This window comes from Qipengyuania nanhaisediminis (assembly GCF_900115585.1).
In the GTDB taxonomy this organism is placed as follows: domain Bacteria; phylum Pseudomonadota; class Alphaproteobacteria; order Sphingomonadales; family Sphingomonadaceae; genus Qipengyuania; species Qipengyuania nanhaisediminis.
Genome location: NZ_FOWZ01000001.1, coordinates 182,426 through 198,834, shown reverse-complemented (window position 1 = coordinate 198,834; position 16,409 = coordinate 182,426). Strand labels below are relative to the sequence as shown.

Genomic DNA, 16,409 nt, shown 5'->3' with positions numbered 1-16,409 from the left:
TGCACCCGGGGCAAGTTCCGTTGTGTTTGTTCGACTGCTCCCGTCGCCCCGAATGATGTAAGGCCGTTTCATGCTCGATTTTCTCGATGCTCTGATGCTTGCGCGCATCCAGTTCGCCTTCACGGTGAGTTTCCATTTCTTCTTCCCGGCGTTTTCGATCGGGCTGGCAAGTTACCTCATGGTGCTCGAGGGCCTGTGGCTCAAAACCGGGCGGCAGATCTATCTCGACCTCTTCAAATACTGGCTGAAGATTTTCGCGATTGCCTTTGCGATGGGCGTCGTGTCGGGGATCGTGATGAGTTATCAGTTCGGCACGAACTGGTCGGTGTTCTCCGATGTGGCAGGGCCGGTGATCGGGCCGCTCATGGCTTACGAGGTGCTGACCGCCTTCTTCCTGGAGGCAGGCTTCCTCGGGGTCATGCTCTTCGGCATGAACAAGGTCGGCAAGAAGCTGCATTTCGCGGCGACCTGCATGGTGGCGCTCGGCACCTTCGTTTCGGCTTTCTGGATCCTGTCGGTGAACAGCTGGATGCAGACGCCGACGGGGTACGAGATCGCTGCGAACGGACAATTCCTGCCCGGGCCGAGCTGGTGGGACATCGTCTTCAATCCCAGCTTTCCGTACCGCTTGGTGCACACTGTCATGGCCGCTTACCTGACGACCGCCTTCGCCGTGGGCGGGGTCGGCGCGTGGCACCTGCTGAAGGACAGCACCAACCTGCACGCCCGCAAGATGTTCTCCATGGCGATGTGGATGGCGGCGATCGTGACGCCGTTGCAGATCTATGCTGGCGACATGCACGGCCTCAACACGCTGGAGCACCAGCCGCAGAAGGTCATGGCGATGGAAGGACACTTCGAAAGCCATCCCGACGGCGCGCCGCTGATCCTGTTCGGCATTCCCGATAGCGAGGCCAAGACGGTCCGCTACGCGATCCAGATTCCCAAGCTGTCCTCGCTGATCCTCAAGCACGATCTCGATGCGCCCATGGCGGGCCTCGATACGATCCCTGACGATGAAGAGCCGCCGGTCGGCGTCGTGTTCTGGTCCTTCCGCGTGATGGTGGGGATCGGTTTCGCCATGCTCGGCATCGGTGCCTGGAGCCTGTTAGCGCGGTGGCGCCGCAAGCTCTACGACTGGCCCTGGTTGCACAGGGCTGCGCTCGTCATGGCGCCTTCAGGCTTCGTGGCCGTGCTGGCAGGGTGGATCACCACCGAGGTCGGACGGCAGCCTTACGTGATCTACGGCCTTCTTCGCACGGCAGATGCGGCGAGCCCGCTGGACGCACCGGCTGTGGCGGCATCGCTGCTGGCCTTCATCCTTGTCTATTTCGCCGTCTTCGGCGTTGGCGTCTGGTACATCCTGCGCCTGATGGGCAAGGTCCCGCATGTAGGCGAAACAGGGGTCAAACGCGGCGATACGGGACCGATCCGGACCGCCGGTATCACCCCAGGCCCGACCCAGAACCCGGGCCATGACGACCCGCTTCCTGCCGACAAGGAGGACGTGTGATGGACCTGACCGTCATCTGGGCTTTCATCATCGCCTTCGCCGTCTTCGCCTATGTTGTCATGGACGGTTTCGACCTCGGCATCGGCATCCTGTTCCCGACCCTTAAGGTCGGGCAGGGCCGGGACCGGGCGATGAACTCCATCGCTCCGGTGTGGGATGGTAACGAGACCTGGCTGGTGCTCGGCGGGGGCGGCCTCTTCGCGGCCTTCCCGCTGGCTTATGCGGTCGTGTTGCCTGCGACCTATCCGCTCATCATCGCCATGCTGCTCGGCCTCGTCTTTCGCGGGGTCGCCTTCGAGTACCGCTGGCGCGATCCGGCACACCGGCCGTTCTGGGACGCAGCGTTCTTCGGCGGATCGCTGGTGGCCGCGATGGCGCAGGGCATGACGCTCGGCGCGCTGTTGCAGGGTGTCGAAGTGGTCGACCGGGCCTATGCCGGGAGCTGGTTCGACTGGCTGACGCCGTACACGCTGCTGTGCGGGCTGGGCGTGGTCGCTGGCTATGCACTGCTCGGTAGCACGTGGCTGATCTGGAAGCTCGATGGCGGCGCGCAAAAGCATGCCCGCTGGCTCGCGCTTCGCGCCGCAATCGCCACGATCGTGCTGATGGGAGCGGTGAGCCTCTACAACATCTTCCTCAACGCCGAATATGCCGAACGCTGGCTGACCGCGCCGGAGATCTACTTTGCCGCGCCGGTGCCGATCATCACGGCGATCATCGCGGTTTCGATGCTGCGGGCGATCGGCACGGACCGCAACAGCAAGCCCTTCTGGCTCTCGATTGCGCTGTTCCTGTTCGGGATGCTGGGGCTGGGCGTTACCATGTGGCCCTATGTCGTGCCGCCGGGCCTCACCATCTGGGACGCCGCGGCGCCCGAGCGAAGCCAGATCTTCATGCTTGTCGGCGTCGCGATCACAATGCCGTTGATCATCGCCTATACCGCGTGGGCCTATTGGGTATTCCGCGGCAAGGTCTCGGACGAAGGCTACCACTGATGGCGGAGCCTACCGATCCGCAGTCGCCGCTATGGAAGCGGCTGGCCTGGATGGCCGCGATCTGGCTCGCCAGCGTCGCTGTCCTGGGCGCTGTGGCGATGGTCATCCGCTTCTGGTTGAAGGTCTGAGCTGCCCCGGCTCCGCTTGGAGCCGAGGCAGCACTCAAGCTGTTTCCGCGCTTATTTGCCAAGGCTGGCCCGCGCCTGCGTGAAAACGTCCACCGCGTGGTCGATGTCGTCGCGCGTGATGGCGGAGGACATCTGCGTGCGAATACGGGCCTTGCCCTTCGGAACAACGGGGAAAGAGAAGGCGGTCACGTAGATCCCGTTGGCGCGGGCATGGGCGGCGAAATCGGCCGCATCCTTCGCATCGTAGAGCATGATCGGGATGATCGGATGCTCGCCCGGCAGGATGTCGAACCCTTCGGCCTCCAGCTTCTCGCGAAAATAGCGGGTATTCTCCCACAGCTTTGCGCGCTGTTCGCCGCGGCGGGCGAGTTCGAGCGCCTTGATCGAACCCGCGACCACGGGGGGCGCGACCGAATTGGAGAACAAGTACGGGCGCGAACGCTGGCGCAGCATCGATACGATCTCGGGACGCGCGCTGGTGTAGCCACCGCTTGCCCCGCCCAGCGCCTTGCCGAGCGTGCCGGTGGTGATGTCCACCCGGTCCATGCAATTGCGATATTCATGCGTGCCGCGGCCGTTCTCGCCAAGGAAACCGGTGGCGTGACAATCGTCGAAATGGACCAGCGCGTCGTATTTCTCGGCAAGGTCGCAGATCTCGTCGAGGCGGGCGATGAACCCGTCCATGGAGAAGACGCCGTCGGTCGTGATCAGCTTGAAGCGAACGCCGGCCGCATCGGCTTCCTTCAGCCGCTCTTCCAGCTCGCCCATGTCGTTATTGGCATAGCGATAGCGCTGCGCCTTGCACAGGCGCACACCGTCGATGATGCTGGCGTGATTGAGCGCGTCGGAAATGACCGCATCCTCGGCTGTCAGCAGCGTTTCGAACAAGCCCGCATTGGCATCGAAGCAGGAGGGATAGAGGATCGTTTCGTCGAAGCCGACGAAGTCCGAAATGCTCTGTTCCAGCTGCTTGTGGATGTCCTGCGTGCCGCAAATAAAGCGGACCGAGGCCATGCCGAAGCCGTGGGTGTCGAGCCCTTCGCGCGATGCCGCGCGGATTTCCTCGTTATCGGCGAGGCCGAGGTAATTGTTCGCGCACAGGTTCACGACCTTGCGCGATCCGAGGTCGACGGTTCCGCTTTGCGGCGAGGTGATTTCCTGTTCGGACTTGAACAGGCCCTGTTCCTCTATGCTTTCCAGTTCCTGGGCGAGATGTTCGTAAAAGCGCTGGCTCATCGTATTTCCTCAATTATCCCAGTTCAGCACGACCTTGCAGGCCTCGCCCGAGGCCATGGCGGCGAAGCCTTCCTCGAAGCGGTCGACCGGCAGGCGGTGGGTGATGATCGGCGAGAGGTCGAGGCCCGACTGGATGAAGACCGACATCTTGTACCAGGTCTCGAATATCTCGCGGCCATAGACGCCCTTCAGCGTCAACATGTTGAAGATGACCTTGTCCATGTCGACCTTCGGGGCTTCCGCAGGCAGGCCGAGGATCGCGACCTTGCCGCCATGCGCCATGTTGTCGATGAGCGAGGCGAAACCCGCCGGCGATCCAGACATTTCGAGGCCGACGTCGAAGCCTTCGGCCATGCCGAGTTCGCGCTGCATATCCTCGATCGTGCGCTTGGTGGGATTGACCGTCGCGGTTGCCCCCATCTTGCGCGCGAGAGCGAGGCGGTCTTCGTTGAGATCGCTGACGACGACGTGACGCGCGCCTGCGTGACGGCAGACGGCGGCGGCCATGATGCCGATGGGGCCGGCCCCGACGATCAGTACGTCTTCACCCAGCACGTCGAATTGCAGCGCGGTGTGCACGGCATTGCCGAAAGGATCGAAGATGGATGCGACATCGAGGTCGATGCCCTGCTGGTGCACCCAAAGGTTCGCTGCCGGGAGCACGAGATATTCGGCAAAAGCACCCGGGCGGTTCACGCCGATGCCCTGGCTGTCGGCACACACGTGGCGGCGACCGGCCATGCAATTGCGGCAGCGTCCGCAAACGACGTGTCCTTCGCCCGAGACGATCTGGCCGACTTCGAAACCGGAGACATTGTCGCCGAACTCGACGATCTCGCCGACGAATTCGTGACCGACCGTCATGGGAACGGGAATCGTGCGCTGGGCCCATTCGTCCCAGTTCCAGATGTGCATGTCGGTGCCGCAGATCGCGGTCCTGCGGATCTTCACCTTCACGTCGTTCGAGCCGACCTCGGGCTCGGGCACGTCCTGGAGCCAGAGCCCCTTTTCCGCCTTGGCCTTGACCAATGCCTTCACTAAACGTCTCCGTCACTATATCAGAATGGCGCCTCTATACTGGAAAAGCGCGTCGGTGCAACAAGGGTCCCAGCATGTCGGATAATGCCATCAGCCAGGAGTTCGGTCGCCGTGTGGGGGTGATGCGGCGCACGCACAAGATCACTCTCGACCAACTGGCCGAACGCTCCGGTGTAAGCCGTTCGATGCTCTCCCAGATCGAGCGCGGGAAGGCCAATCCTACGCTCGCGGTTGCGGCGCGGATCGCCGATGCCTTCGGCCTGTCGATCGTGCATTTGATCGAAGAGGAAATCCGTCCGTCGCTGGTCGAAGTCGTCGACGCGGACGACGAGCAGGCCCTGTTCAGCGAGAAGAACGGCTGCCGCCTGCGCACGCTGACCCCGCTACACATGGAAAAGAACGTCGAGTTCTACGAGCTCACCTTCGCGCCGGGGGGCGAACTCGACAGCGATGCCCATTTTGCCGGAACGCGCGAGATGCTCAGCGTGGCCAAGGGTTCTGTCGAAGTCGCAGTCGGGGTAGAGCCGCCCACCGCGCTAGCGCAGGGTGATACCGCGCATTACCCCGCCGACCGCAAGCACAAGATCGCCAACCGCGGCGGTGAAGACGCGGTCTGCTACCTAATCGTATCCTACGCCTGACCCGCCGAGGGCCCTGCGTCAGAGGACTGCCGGAACGAGCCAGACCGCGATGATCGAAACGAGGATGATCGCGACGATATTGAGCCATAGCCCTGCGCGCATCATGTCCTTGATCGCAACGTCACCGCTACTGAAGACGATCGCATTGGGCGGGGTGGCGACGGGCAGCATGTAGGCGCAGCTTGCAGCGATAGTCACCGGGACCACCAGGATGAGGGGATCGATCCCCAGTTCGATCGCCAGCGCCGCAACGACCGGCAACAGGGTCGCGGTGGTCGCGACATTGCTGGTTAGCTCGGTCAGGAAGATCACCAGCGTAGTCAGCGCAATCACGAGAAGAATGTGATTGATTTCGCCCAGCGGGGCGAGCTGCTGGCCCAGCCACAGGGTGAGGCCGGTGGACGATAGCGCCGCGGCCAGCGACAGGCCCCCGCCAAACAGGATCAGGACGCCCCACGGCAGGCGCTTCGTATCTTCCCAGGTGACGAGCGCGTGGCGATCGACGCCGCTCGGGATCAGGAATGCGAGCAGGGCGACGGCCATCGCTATGCCCGCATCGGACAACCCTTCGATACCGAGCAGGCCCGAAAGCGGCTTGCGCATGATCCAGCCGAAGACGAGTAGGGCGAAGAGGGCTGCCGTGCGCTTTTCGGCAATGGTCATCTTTCCAAGCGCGTCGTGACGCCGGTCCATCTCGGCAATCGTTTCGGCAGACGACACGAATTCGACCGGGAACAGGAAGCGCGTAAGCAGCAGCCAGCCGAGCGGTAGCAGGATGACGGAGACCGGTACGCCGATCATCATCCACTGGGCGAACGGGATCTCCACCTGGTATTCGCTTTGCAGGAAACCGGCCATGAAGGCATTCGGCGGGGTGCCGACCAGCGTGGCGACACCGCCGATCGATGCGCCGTAAGCAAGGCCCAGCAGCAGGGCGAGCGTGAAATCGCGCTTCCCCTTTTCGCTCAATCCCGGGGAAGTTTCGCCCACTACCAGCGCCAGCGATACCGCGATCGGAAACAGCATCAGCGTGGTCGAGGTGTTCGAAATCCACATGCTGAGGAGGGCTGCGGCCAGCATGAAACCTGCGACAAGACCCTTTCCGGTGCTGCCCATGTGGCGAAAGATCGCGAGGGCCAGGCGGCGGTGAAGCTGGCTTCGTTCTACCGCCAGGGCGACGAGAAATCCGCCGAGGAAAAGGTAGATGATAGGATTTGCGTAGGGCGCTGCTGCCTCGTCGACCGTGGCGATACCGGCCAGCGGAAATGCGATGATCGGGATGAGTGCCGTAACCGGAAGCGGCACCGCTTCGGTGGCCCACCAGATCGCCATCAGCACCCCGATTGCGGCGGCGATCTGTGCGGGGCGATCCAGTTCGTCCGGACTGAACGCGAAAAAGAAGACCGCAAAGGCGACGAGGCCTGCGATGAGGCCGATCGGATTGAACCCGCGCGGCTGTTCGGCGCTGGCGGCCGGGCTAGTCTGGGTCATTCGCTGTCCGTCCGAAGAAGCTTGATACGGTATCCTGCGCGACTTGCTGCAGGAAGAGCGCGTCCTCAGCGCTCACCGCGCCGAAATAGTCGTAGGGGTTGCCGACCGGCGATTGCCCGTAGAGCGTCGCGAAGACCGTCGCCGCGGCAAGGTAAGTGCCGAGCATGCTCGGGTGAGAGGAATCGAATGGCTTGTGCAGGACGATATCGGGCCGCCGCCGCAATGCCTCTTCGAACGCCAACCCGACGGGGATGATCAGGGCATCGAGCCGGTTTGCAGTGTCAATGTAGAGGCGCGCCGTCTGCTCGGTCATCTCTGGCGAATACCGGCGATGCGCAGGCGCATAGGCAGGTGTCATGTAGAAAACCGGTCTCGCACCGGCGGCGCGGATGGTCGCGGCGTGCCTTGTGGCCGCCTCGTTGAAACGCCTGCGGCTTTCTTCGTTTAGGGCGGCGGAGCTTATCCCTTGCAGGATTACCAGCTCGAAGGGGTCATCGACCCTAAGGTTGGCATGATCGACCAGGTGCGACACGGCATGATCCCGCAGCGCCGCGCCGCCGATAGTGGAGGATTTGTAGGACGGCTCCGCATCGCCCAGCACTCCTGAAGCGACGACCATGCGCTGGACGTGGTTGTGCAAGCTGTCGTTGTAATAAAAATAGCTGTTGCCCACGAAGAGTATCGTCTTCGGCGTTGCCTCATCCAGCTGTCTGACTGCGGGGGCCGGTAATGCCTCGGTCGCCGTTTGCGCGGCAAGCGGGGCGCACCCTGTGGCGAACGGCATCGCTGTGACAGCCGACAGCACCAGCAAGCCTGCACGTAAAAACGCCATCGCACTCCCCCAAATTCGCCGACCTCTCCCGAACGGCTCCGCGCGAGTGATGCAGGCAGAGGCGCGAATCTGCAAGCCGTCCTGCGCCGCCTTGGCGAAATGGAGCTTGCCAAGCGGCTTTAGGCGTAGCCATTAGACCCAATGCGACTACGCCAGATCGAAATCTTCTATCATGTATATCGGACTGGCTCGATCAGCGCGGCCGCCCGCGATCTCAACGTTTCGCAGCCTTCGGTAAGCAAGGTGCTGCGGCATGCGGAAGACCGGTTGGGGTTTGCACTGTTCATGCGCCGCAAGGGGCGCCTGATCCCCACCGCTGCTGCGGATGAGCTCTTCGTCGAGGCCGAGGACATTTACGCCCGGCTCTCCACTTTCAACCGTTCGCTGGAAAACATGCGCAGCAGGAAGGGCGGCCACCTGAGGCTGGGAGTGCTGCCCTCGCTCAGCCTGTCCGTCGGGCCCGAACTGGTTGCGCACCTGCGCTACCAGGACCCCGATCTCAGCTTCGAGCTGACGACTTTGCATTCGGTCGAGATAGAAGCGGCGCTGCGTGAAAAGCGTGTCGACATGTGCATCGGGTTCGAACCGGTCGACGATCCGCGCATCCAGAACCACCACGTCGGCGACGGCCGCATGGTCATAGTTTCCGGGCAACCTCTCGCCGGTTCTCCTGGAGGGGTGAGCGAACAGGTCCTGCACGGTGCCGAGATGATCGGCATCAGCGAAAGCGGTCCGTTGGGCGCGATGATAAGGCAGCAGCTCGACGATCGCGGGATCGTCCCGCAGGAAGTCGCGACCGCCCATACATATCACGTGGCCCTGTCCTTGGTGCGCAAGGAGGTAGGGCTCGCGCTTACGGACCAGTTCACCGCCTATTCCCACCTTGGTGCGGGTTTGCAGCGTTACCTTTTGTCGAATTTTCCCGGCTATTCGATATACGCCATCACGCTGGCCGACCACCCCGATGAGGGCAAGGTTGCGCCCGCCGTCGATGCCTTGCGCGAAGTCGTCGCAAGGGTCGCCGAAGGTATCCGTAGTCTCCAGCCCAGGGAGCCATAACCTTTCGCTATACCAAGCTTGTGAGAAATTAGCTGAAAGGAATTGCCGTTTTGGCGAAATTCCGTCAGCTTTGTCTCGGGACGCTCAGTGGGGAGAGGTTTTTATGAAATTCGGTGGCAAGACTACGTCCGCGCTGTTCTGCGGCACGGCCCTGGCGCTGGTCGCGGCGCAGCCCGCTTTCGCGCAATCAACTGAAGAAGGTGACGACGAGGAAGTTTACGCTGAAGACGCTGCTGCGACAGACGAAAATCTCATCGTCGTAACCGGTACGCAGATCCGCGGCGCGCAGGTCGACGATGTCCTGCCGGTCACGGTGGTGGGGGAAGAGCTTATCGACGCCATCGACCCTGCCTCCGGCGACGAATTGTTCCGCGCGATCCCACAGGCGGGCAGTGTCGAATTCAACGAGCAGAACACGACGGGCGGCGTCAACGGCGCACGCGGCGATATCGCTTCGATCAACCTGCGCGGGCTTGGCACGGGCAACACCCTGCTGCTGATCAACGGCCGCCGCATGGTGCTCAATCCGGGCTTCCAGACCGAGCTTTTCGTTCCGGTCGTATCGCCCGACACCAACACCATCGTGCCCGGTAGCATCCGCCGCGTCGAAGTGCTGCGCGACGGTGCCTCGGCCGTATACGGGGCCGATGCCGTTGCGGGCGTCGTGAACACAATCCTGCGGGGCAATCGCACAGGCGGGTTCATCCAGGGCAATTGGCGCGCCTCGGAAGGCACCAGCCTCTACAGCTATTCGCTGCGCGGCGGTTACGGGTTCGATTTCGCGGACGGTCGCGGCAATCTGACCCTCAACGGCTATTATTTCCACGAGAACGGTCTGCGAGCGACGGCACGCGATTATTCCGCGTCGAGCGACCTGCGCCCCTTCCTCGTCGGCACACCGTTCGAAGGCGACACCCAGTTCGACAACCGCTCGATCAATTCGCCCTTCGGTGCCTTCGACATCCAGGGCTCGCGCGCCACATCGTCCAACACCACGGCGCTGCGCGACGATGACTTCCACATCCAGCCGTGTATCAACTTCGGCCCGAACGGCGCAGCAGACAGCGATGGCCGCGTCATCGACCTCGGCAACGGATTGTGCGCTGACAATGGCGGGACCATCGATCGCAACCTGCGTCATGACCTCGGCGCCAATCGCTTCCTCTTCTCGGAGAAGGATCGCTATGCGGCGCAGGCGCTCTTCAGCTACGAGATCAGCCCGTCGGTAGAAGCCTATCTCGAGGGCTCCTACTACCGCTCGGAATCCTTCCGCGAACGTGAGCAGAGCACCATGCTCAGTGCCGTTCCGCTGGGCGTCGAGGCGAGCGCTTACTGGAACCCGCTCGGACCTACCCTGCTGGCGGACGGCTCGCCCAATCCCAATCGTGCGGACAATGGCCTCGGTTCGGGCGTGACCGACGAAGGGCGCGCGCTTCTGATGGAGGATTATCGCTTCATCGATGCAGGGCCGCGGCGCGGCTATGTCGACAAGGATACCTATCGCATCGTGGTCGGTCTGCGCGGCGACCTGTGGGGCTGGGATTTCGACACCGGCTTCCTCTATTCGCAGGCCAACACCACCGACCTTACCGAAAACCGTATTTCGAGCAGCCTTGCTCAGGATGCGATCAACCGCACCGATCCGACGGCCTACAATCCCTTCAACGGCGGCTGTTTCCCCGGCGAACTCGGCGCGAATGTCGCCGACTGCACACCTAATCCGCAGTCGGTCATCGATTCGATCACGGTCGACGTCTTCCGCAAGGGCGAGACCACGCTCGCGCTGGCCGACTTCAAGGTTTCGAAGGCGAATATCTTCGAACTGCCTGCCGGCGGTGTCGGTCTTGCGACCGGCGTGGAATTCCGCCGCGAAACCTTCGAGGATGACCGCGATCCGCGTCTCGACGGGACGATCACCTTCACCAATGCCGTGAACGGCGACTTCTTCGGCAGCGACGTCCTCGGGTCCAGCCCATCGCCCGACACCAGCGGCAGCCGCGAGGTCTATTCGGCCTTTGCCGAAGCGCTGATCCCGGTCGTATCGCCCGACATGGGCATTCCGCTGGTGAACGAGCTGGAAGTCCAGCTCGCCGCCCGCTTCGAGGATTTCTCGGATTCGACCAGCGCCTTCGTGCCGAGGGCTGCAGTGGCCTGGCGTCCGTTCTCCGACCTGCTGCTGCGCGGCGCCTATTCGCAGGGCTTCCGCGCGCCGAACCTCATCCAGATCAACGACGAGGGGACGACGCGTTCCAACTCGGTGGTCCGGGCTGTCGAATGCGTCGCAGAGATCATCAAGGGCGATGAAGACGATGTGCCCGATTGCGGCACGGTCGGTACGATCGACTTCCGGACCGGAGCCGGAACGCTGGAGCCGGAAGAAACGGAAAGCATCAACCTTGGCGCCGTGTTCGAGCCGAGCTTCATTCCGGGCCTGACGCTCACTGCCGACTACTGGCGCGTGAAGCAGGATGGCATCATCGGCATCTTCGGCAATCGCAATGCGCTCTTGCTCGACCTCGTCCTGCGCCTGCAGGGCAGCTTCAACCCGAACGTCGTTCGCGATGATCCGGACGCGGGCCAGATCGCGCTGTACGAGGGGACGGGGATCCTGCCAGCCGGTGACGTCCAGCAGATCCTCAACCCCTATCGCAACCTCGACCAGCGCACGTCGGAAGGCCTCGATTTCGGGCTTTTCTATGAATTCGATACCGGCTTTGGCGACTTCGACATTCAGGTCAACGCAGCGCGCCTGCTCGGTTTCGAGCAGGAAGCGGGCCCCGAAGCCCTGCCGCTGTTCACCGAGCTCACGCCGCTGCTCGAGGCAATTCCGGAACTTTCGATCAGCGATGTCGCTGCCCTCCAGCCCGAGGGTTTCGGCGAATTGCTCGAAATCGATGGTCGCCCGAAATGGCGCTATTCCGGATCGATCACCTGGAGCGACGGTCCGGTACGGGTAAACCTGTTCGGCCGCTATGTCGGCAGGGTCTTCGATCCCAGCGCCCAGAACGACGAGACGGCGGAATTTTTCGAGGTCGACGACTGGTTCACCATGAACGCATCGATCAGCTACGAGATCGAGGCCGACAACGCTCTCGATGGAACGCGCCTGCGCTTCAGCATCAATAACATCACCAACGAAGCGCCGCCGATTGCCGATGAAAGCTACGGGTTCTATGGCAGCTTGCACAGCGCTCGGGGACGCCAGTTCTCGATCGACCTGCGCAAGGAATTCTAAGGCCCGTCAGCCGGGAGACAGCGATGAAACGCGGAATTTCCGCATGCCTTGCCGGCGCGATATGGCTTAGCGGCTGTGTCGCGCCGGGGACGGCATCACTTGATCGTGCAGTGGAGCCGCTTGCGGTTGCCGATGCGCGTTGCAGCGACGGCTCGGTTGCGATCGACACGGCATTCGATGCCGGCGCGCTTGCTTTGTGCAGCGTGGGAGATGATGGACGCATTTCCATCACCCTGTCTCCCGAAGACGCGCCGCCGATAAATTGCAGCGCGTGGTATTCGTTTCGCGTGCACAGCAATGCGCCGCGCGTGGTAGGTATCGACCTCAATTACACCGCCTGTGGCCACCGTTACGAACCCAAGGTCAGTTACGACGGGGTTGAGTGGACGTATCTCGATCCTTCCATGGTCGAAGTGACTGAGATCGACGGGACCAGGATGGCTCGCCTTTCCGTCCGCACCGACGGACGGCCGCTGTTCGTCTCTGCGCAGGAAATTATCGGTCCTGCGACTTACGATGCATGGCTCGACGGGCTCGAAGAAACCGGAATGGTCGAGCGCGAAACGCTAGGACATTCGGCAGAAGGTCGCGCCATCGAGATCATGTATCTCGGCAATCCGGCAGCACGGGAGCAGGTGGTCCTGGTCGGTCGCCAGCATCCGCCGGAAGTGACCGGTGCATTGGCAATGTTCCCCTTCGTGGAAACCTTGCTCGAAGACACCGAATTGGCCCGCCGCTTCCGCGAGCGTTTCCGCGTGTCGGCGGTCCCGCTCCTCAATCCTGACGGTGTGGTGAAAGGCCATTGGCGACATAACACCGGCGGGGTCGACCTCAATCGCGACTGGGGCCCTTTCACCCAGCCCGAGACGCAGCTGATGCGCGATGTGCTGGTTGCTATCGACCATGATCCGGACAAGCGCCTGCGCCTGCTCCTCGACTTTCATTCCACCGGCCGCGACATCTTCTATACGATCCCCGACGAGCTGCCGACCGATCCGCCGCTATTCACGCGCGACTGGCTGGCCCGCTATCAGGACCGGATGAGCGGATATGAAGTGACGCGCGATGCTCGACACGAGGCCGGTCGCCCGATTTCCAAAGCACACGCTTTCGATACCTACGGTGTGCCTGCGGTGACATTCGAACTCGGTGACGAAACCGACCGGACGCTCATCCGTCGCATCGGGCGCGAAGCAGCCATAGCGATGATGGAAGAGCTGCTCGCCACCGAGCGGCCATGAAACTTGGCAACGCCGCCCTTCCGGCTCTTGCCGGGATCTTGGTGGGGTGCCAGTCGCTGCCGGACGATGCGCCGCGTGTTCCTGTCGACCTGCTCATAACCGGCGGAACGGTTTACGACGGGACCGGGAGCCCGGCGACGGCAGACGACCTGGTCATTTCCGACGGTCTCGTCGCCTACCTCGGCCCCGACGCACGAACAAAATATCTCCCGGCGCGCGAAATCGATGCGACCGGCTTGGTCGTTGCCCCCGGGTTCATCGACCCCCACACTCATGCGGCCGGCGATCTGTCCTCCGATGGAGCGGACCGCCGCGCCAACCTGCCTTTCGCTTTTCAGGGCATTACGACGGTGGTGGTGGGGAACGACGGGGGCGGAAGCCCCGACGTTGCCGCGCAGGCAGAATTGGCGAAGGCGCAAGGCATCGGCACTAATGTGGCCTACCTCGCGGGCTTCGGCCCCATCCGCGAGGAAGTGCTGGGCAAGGAGGATCGCGCGCCCGACGCGGATGAAATGTCTGTCATGAAGGCGCGCCTGCGCGGTGCCATGTGCGAAGGGGCATGGGGTTTTTCCGCGGGTCTCTATTATGTGCCCCAGGCCTATTCCCAGACCGACGAAGTCGTTGCCTTGGCTAGAGTGGCAAGCGGCCTGGGCGGCTTTTACGACACGCATATGCGCGACGAGAGCACGTACAATGTGACCGTCACCGGCGCTCTGGCGGAGACGCTGGAGATAGGGCGCCGAGCGGATATCCCCGTGCACATTGCGCATATCAAGGCTCTGGGACCTGCAGTCTGGGGGCACAGCGCGAAGATGATCGAGGCGATCGAGGACGCCCGTGCTTCGGGACAGCGTGTGACCGCGGATCAATATCCGTGGGAAGCGTCCGGCACCCGGATCAGCGCAGCGCTTGTCCCGCGATCGGCCCTTGAAGGCGGACTGGATGCTTTGCGGGAGCGATTCAAAGAGCCCGCAAGCCGCGCAGCCATCCGCGCTGCGATGGTCGATGGTATTGCGAGACGGGGCGGGGCAAGCAAGCTCCTGATTACCGGTCGGCTGGGGGAGGCAGAAATCGATACTGGCCAGACGCTGCAAGAGTATGCAGAGGCTGCAAAGGTCGAGCCGGTGGACGCGGCTATTGCAATCCTGATGCAGGGCGATGCCCGCGTTGCATCTTTCAATATGAGCACGGCCGACATCGCCGCATTCGCGGTGCGCGACTGGGTAGTGACTGGTTCCGATGGATCGAGTGGGCATCCGCGCAAATATGGCAGCTTCCCGAAGGCCTATCGCGACCTCGTCCTGGGCGAGCCGGGCATGGATCTGGCGCGGTTCATCGAGCGCAGCAGCGGGCAGACGGCGAAGCTGATCGGCCTGCAGGATCGCGGTCGCCTCGCGCCCGGGATGGCCGCCGACGTCGTTATCTTCGATCCTGCTACTTTCGCCCCGCAAGCGACCTATCAGGCGCCGCGGGAACTATCGGTTGGCGTGCGGCACCTCTTCGTCAATGGTGAGCAGGTGATTGCCGAAGGCGCGTACACCGGAAGCCTGCCAGGCCGCCCCTTGCTGAAACGTACCGCTTGCGCACAGGGCAACGGCGACAGTTAGCCGGGCGAACCTACGATCTGGGCGAGCCGGTTGGAAGAACCCATCGCCAGCGTCCATCCCAGCATGCCGTGACCCACGTTGATTGCCAGCGAAGGAGAAAGTTTGCGTGTAACCGGCAGCGAATTCGGGGTCATCGGACGAATGCCCGCCCACCCTTCGTCGCTTGCAGAATAGTCGGCGACATTGGGCATGACCGCCTGTGCCTGCCTTTTCATCGCCTGAAGGTGGTCGGCGTCGACTGCGGCCCAACTCTCTCCAAGCTCGGCGCGCCCGGCGACGAGGATCCGGTCTTCGAGCCGCGTGAAAACCAGCCTGTTCGCACTGTCGGTTATTGAGACTTCTGGTGCCTTGCGTCCGACAGGCGCGGTAAAGGAATAGCCTTTCATAGGGGCGATCGCTTGCCTGTGCCCGAGCGGGGCAAGCAACCAGTTCACCTCGTGCCCGCCTGCCACGACGACCATGGATGCGGAGCGAGCGTCGCCATTGGCGTAACGGACAACGCTTTCCGCTTTCCCGTCCTCAATGCTGACTGCCCTCATGCCACCCCGGAAAATGGCTCCGTATTCGGCCGTGATGGTCTCGAGCAGGCGCTTGCAGAACAGGGCGCAGTCTGCCGTCTGGTCCTGCGGCGCATAGACGGCGCCGGCGAATTGCGCGGCGAAGCCTTCAAGCGCTGGTTCGATCTCTATCGCAACCGAGCGTGAAACGATGTCCTGCGGCTGGCCGAACTGCGCAGTCAGGCGCAATGTGGCGCGCGCATCCTCGATCGATTTCGTATCGGGCAGCAGGACCAGCTTGCCGGCATCGCGCAAACCGAAGGAAAGGGCGTGATCGTCCAGGAGCCTGTCCATGGCGCGGCGGGATTCGCTTGCCAGCCGGCTGCATTCCAGCGTGTTGCGCACGTAGGCACCACGGCGGCACTGCCAGATGAAGGATGTCAGCCACCGGGCGTATGCAAGGTCGGGCCTGAGGGAGAGCCGGAAGGCGGGGTCGTATCCAAGGGCGAGCTGGGGCAGTTTCGCGATAAGGCTCGGCGAGGCGAGCGCGCCCGTATGCGAATAACTCAGCTGACGGCCGTTACCCCGGGAAGCCCCGGCCGCCACATCAGGTGCGGCGTCGACCAGTTCCACCGTCCATCCCTTCCGTGCGAGGGCATAGGCGCTGGTAACGCCGATCACCCCGGCGCCGATGACAATGGCAGTCCCCGTCGAACCCATGGGAGATAACCTGCGCTCTTGGGAAACAGCACGCCAGAGCGAGGCGTGATGCTTGGCATAGCCCCCATCTATGGCTTGGCTGGCGGCATTGATGGAACGCCGCCAGGGACGCCCAATGTTGTGCACGGTGCTCTCGCTCCAGCTTCGCCCGCGCTGCATATCATTCTGGCCATCAA

Annotated in this window: 13 protein-coding genes; 8 read left to right on the top strand and 5 right to left on the bottom strand. The window is 62.8% G+C overall.

Annotated elements, in window-relative coordinates:
- Positions 1–70 precede the first annotated feature (70 nt).
- From BM173_RS01040 to BM173_RS01030, 3 genes are read left to right on the top strand one after another with little or no spacing between them, the layout of a single operon-like run.
- On the top strand, positions 71–1,513 hold the full coding sequence (locus BM173_RS01040) for a cytochrome ubiquinol oxidase subunit I (protein WP_090476511.1): 1,443 nt from the start codon (positions 71–73) through the stop codon (positions 1,511–1,513).
- Positions 1,513–2,508, top strand: coding sequence for a cytochrome d ubiquinol oxidase subunit II (gene cydB / locus BM173_RS01035; RefSeq protein ID WP_090476508.1), 996 nt, complete (start codon positions 1,513–1,515; stop codon positions 2,506–2,508). Before BM173_RS01040 ends, cydB begins: the two co-directional genes overlap by 1 nt.
- Positions 2,508–2,636, top strand: coding sequence for a DUF2474 domain-containing protein (locus tag BM173_RS01030; RefSeq protein ID WP_090476505.1), 129 nt, complete (start codon positions 2,508–2,510; stop codon positions 2,634–2,636). The genes cydB and BM173_RS01030 overlap by 1 nt, the downstream gene beginning before the upstream one ends.
- A 51-nt stretch (positions 2,637–2,687) precedes the next feature.
- On the opposite strand, the gene BM173_RS01025 is transcribed toward BM173_RS01030, so the two are convergent.
- Positions 2,688–3,872, bottom strand: coding sequence for a glycine C-acetyltransferase (locus BM173_RS01025; protein ID WP_090476503.1), 1,185 nt, complete (start codon positions 3,870–3,872; stop codon positions 2,688–2,690).
- A gap of 9 nt (positions 3,873–3,881) precedes the next feature.
- Positions 3,882–4,910, bottom strand: coding sequence for an L-threonine 3-dehydrogenase (tdh, locus tag BM173_RS01020; protein ID WP_090476501.1), 1,029 nt, complete (start codon positions 4,908–4,910; stop codon positions 3,882–3,884).
- Between the two features lie 74 nt (positions 4,911–4,984).
- Between tdh and BM173_RS01015 the strand changes: the two genes are divergently transcribed.
- A complete protein-coding gene (locus BM173_RS01015; RefSeq protein WP_090476499.1) occupies positions 4,985–5,551 on the top strand; it encodes a helix-turn-helix domain-containing protein in 567 nt (188 codons plus the stop codon).
- Positions 5,552–5,569: 18 nt separating this feature from the next.
- Here the strand turns inward: BM173_RS01015 and BM173_RS01010 are convergent, their stop codons facing one another.
- The gene (locus BM173_RS01010; RefSeq protein WP_090476498.1) at positions 5,570–7,042 is read right to left on the bottom strand and encodes an SLC13 family permease; all 1,473 of its coding nucleotides are present in this window, start codon (positions 7,040–7,042) and stop codon (positions 5,570–5,572) included.
- The gene (locus BM173_RS01005; protein WP_143089543.1) at positions 7,029–7,874 is read right to left on the bottom strand and encodes a hypothetical protein; all 846 of its coding nucleotides are present in this window, start codon (positions 7,872–7,874) and stop codon (positions 7,029–7,031) included. The genes BM173_RS01010 and BM173_RS01005 overlap by 14 nt, the downstream gene beginning before the upstream one ends.
- A gap of 141 nt (positions 7,875–8,015) precedes the next feature.
- On the opposite strand from BM173_RS01005, the gene BM173_RS01000 reads away from it, so the two are divergent.
- The 4 genes from BM173_RS01000 to BM173_RS00985 all read left to right on the top strand — a co-directional run bounded on the left by BM173_RS01000 (position 8,016) and on the right by BM173_RS00985 (position 15,016).
- Entirely contained in the window at positions 8,016–8,933 is a 918-nt protein-coding gene (locus BM173_RS01000) for a LysR family transcriptional regulator (protein ID WP_090476494.1), read from the top strand.
- 103 nt (positions 8,934–9,036) lie between these two features.
- Positions 9,037–12,168, top strand: a complete 3,132-nt coding sequence (locus tag BM173_RS00995; RefSeq protein ID WP_090476492.1) for a TonB-dependent receptor domain-containing protein — start codon at positions 9,037–9,039, stop codon at positions 12,166–12,168.
- A 23-nt stretch (positions 12,169–12,191) separates the two neighbouring features.
- Positions 12,192–13,409: a M14 family metallopeptidase gene (locus tag BM173_RS00990; protein ID WP_090476490.1), complete on the top strand. Its 1,218-nt coding sequence runs from the start codon at positions 12,192–12,194 to the stop codon at positions 13,407–13,409.
- Positions 13,406–15,016, top strand: coding sequence for an N-acyl-D-amino-acid deacylase family protein (locus BM173_RS00985; RefSeq protein WP_090476489.1), 1,611 nt, complete (start codon positions 13,406–13,408; stop codon positions 15,014–15,016). Before BM173_RS00990 ends, BM173_RS00985 begins: the two co-directional genes overlap by 4 nt.
- Here the strand turns inward: BM173_RS00985 and BM173_RS00980 are convergent.
- Positions 15,013–16,392: an FAD-dependent oxidoreductase gene (locus BM173_RS00980; RefSeq protein WP_090476487.1), complete on the bottom strand. Its 1,380-nt coding sequence runs from the start codon at positions 16,390–16,392 to the stop codon at positions 15,013–15,015. The genes BM173_RS00985 and BM173_RS00980 overlap by 4 nt on opposite strands.
- Between the last annotated feature and the right edge of the window lie 17 nt (positions 16,393–16,409).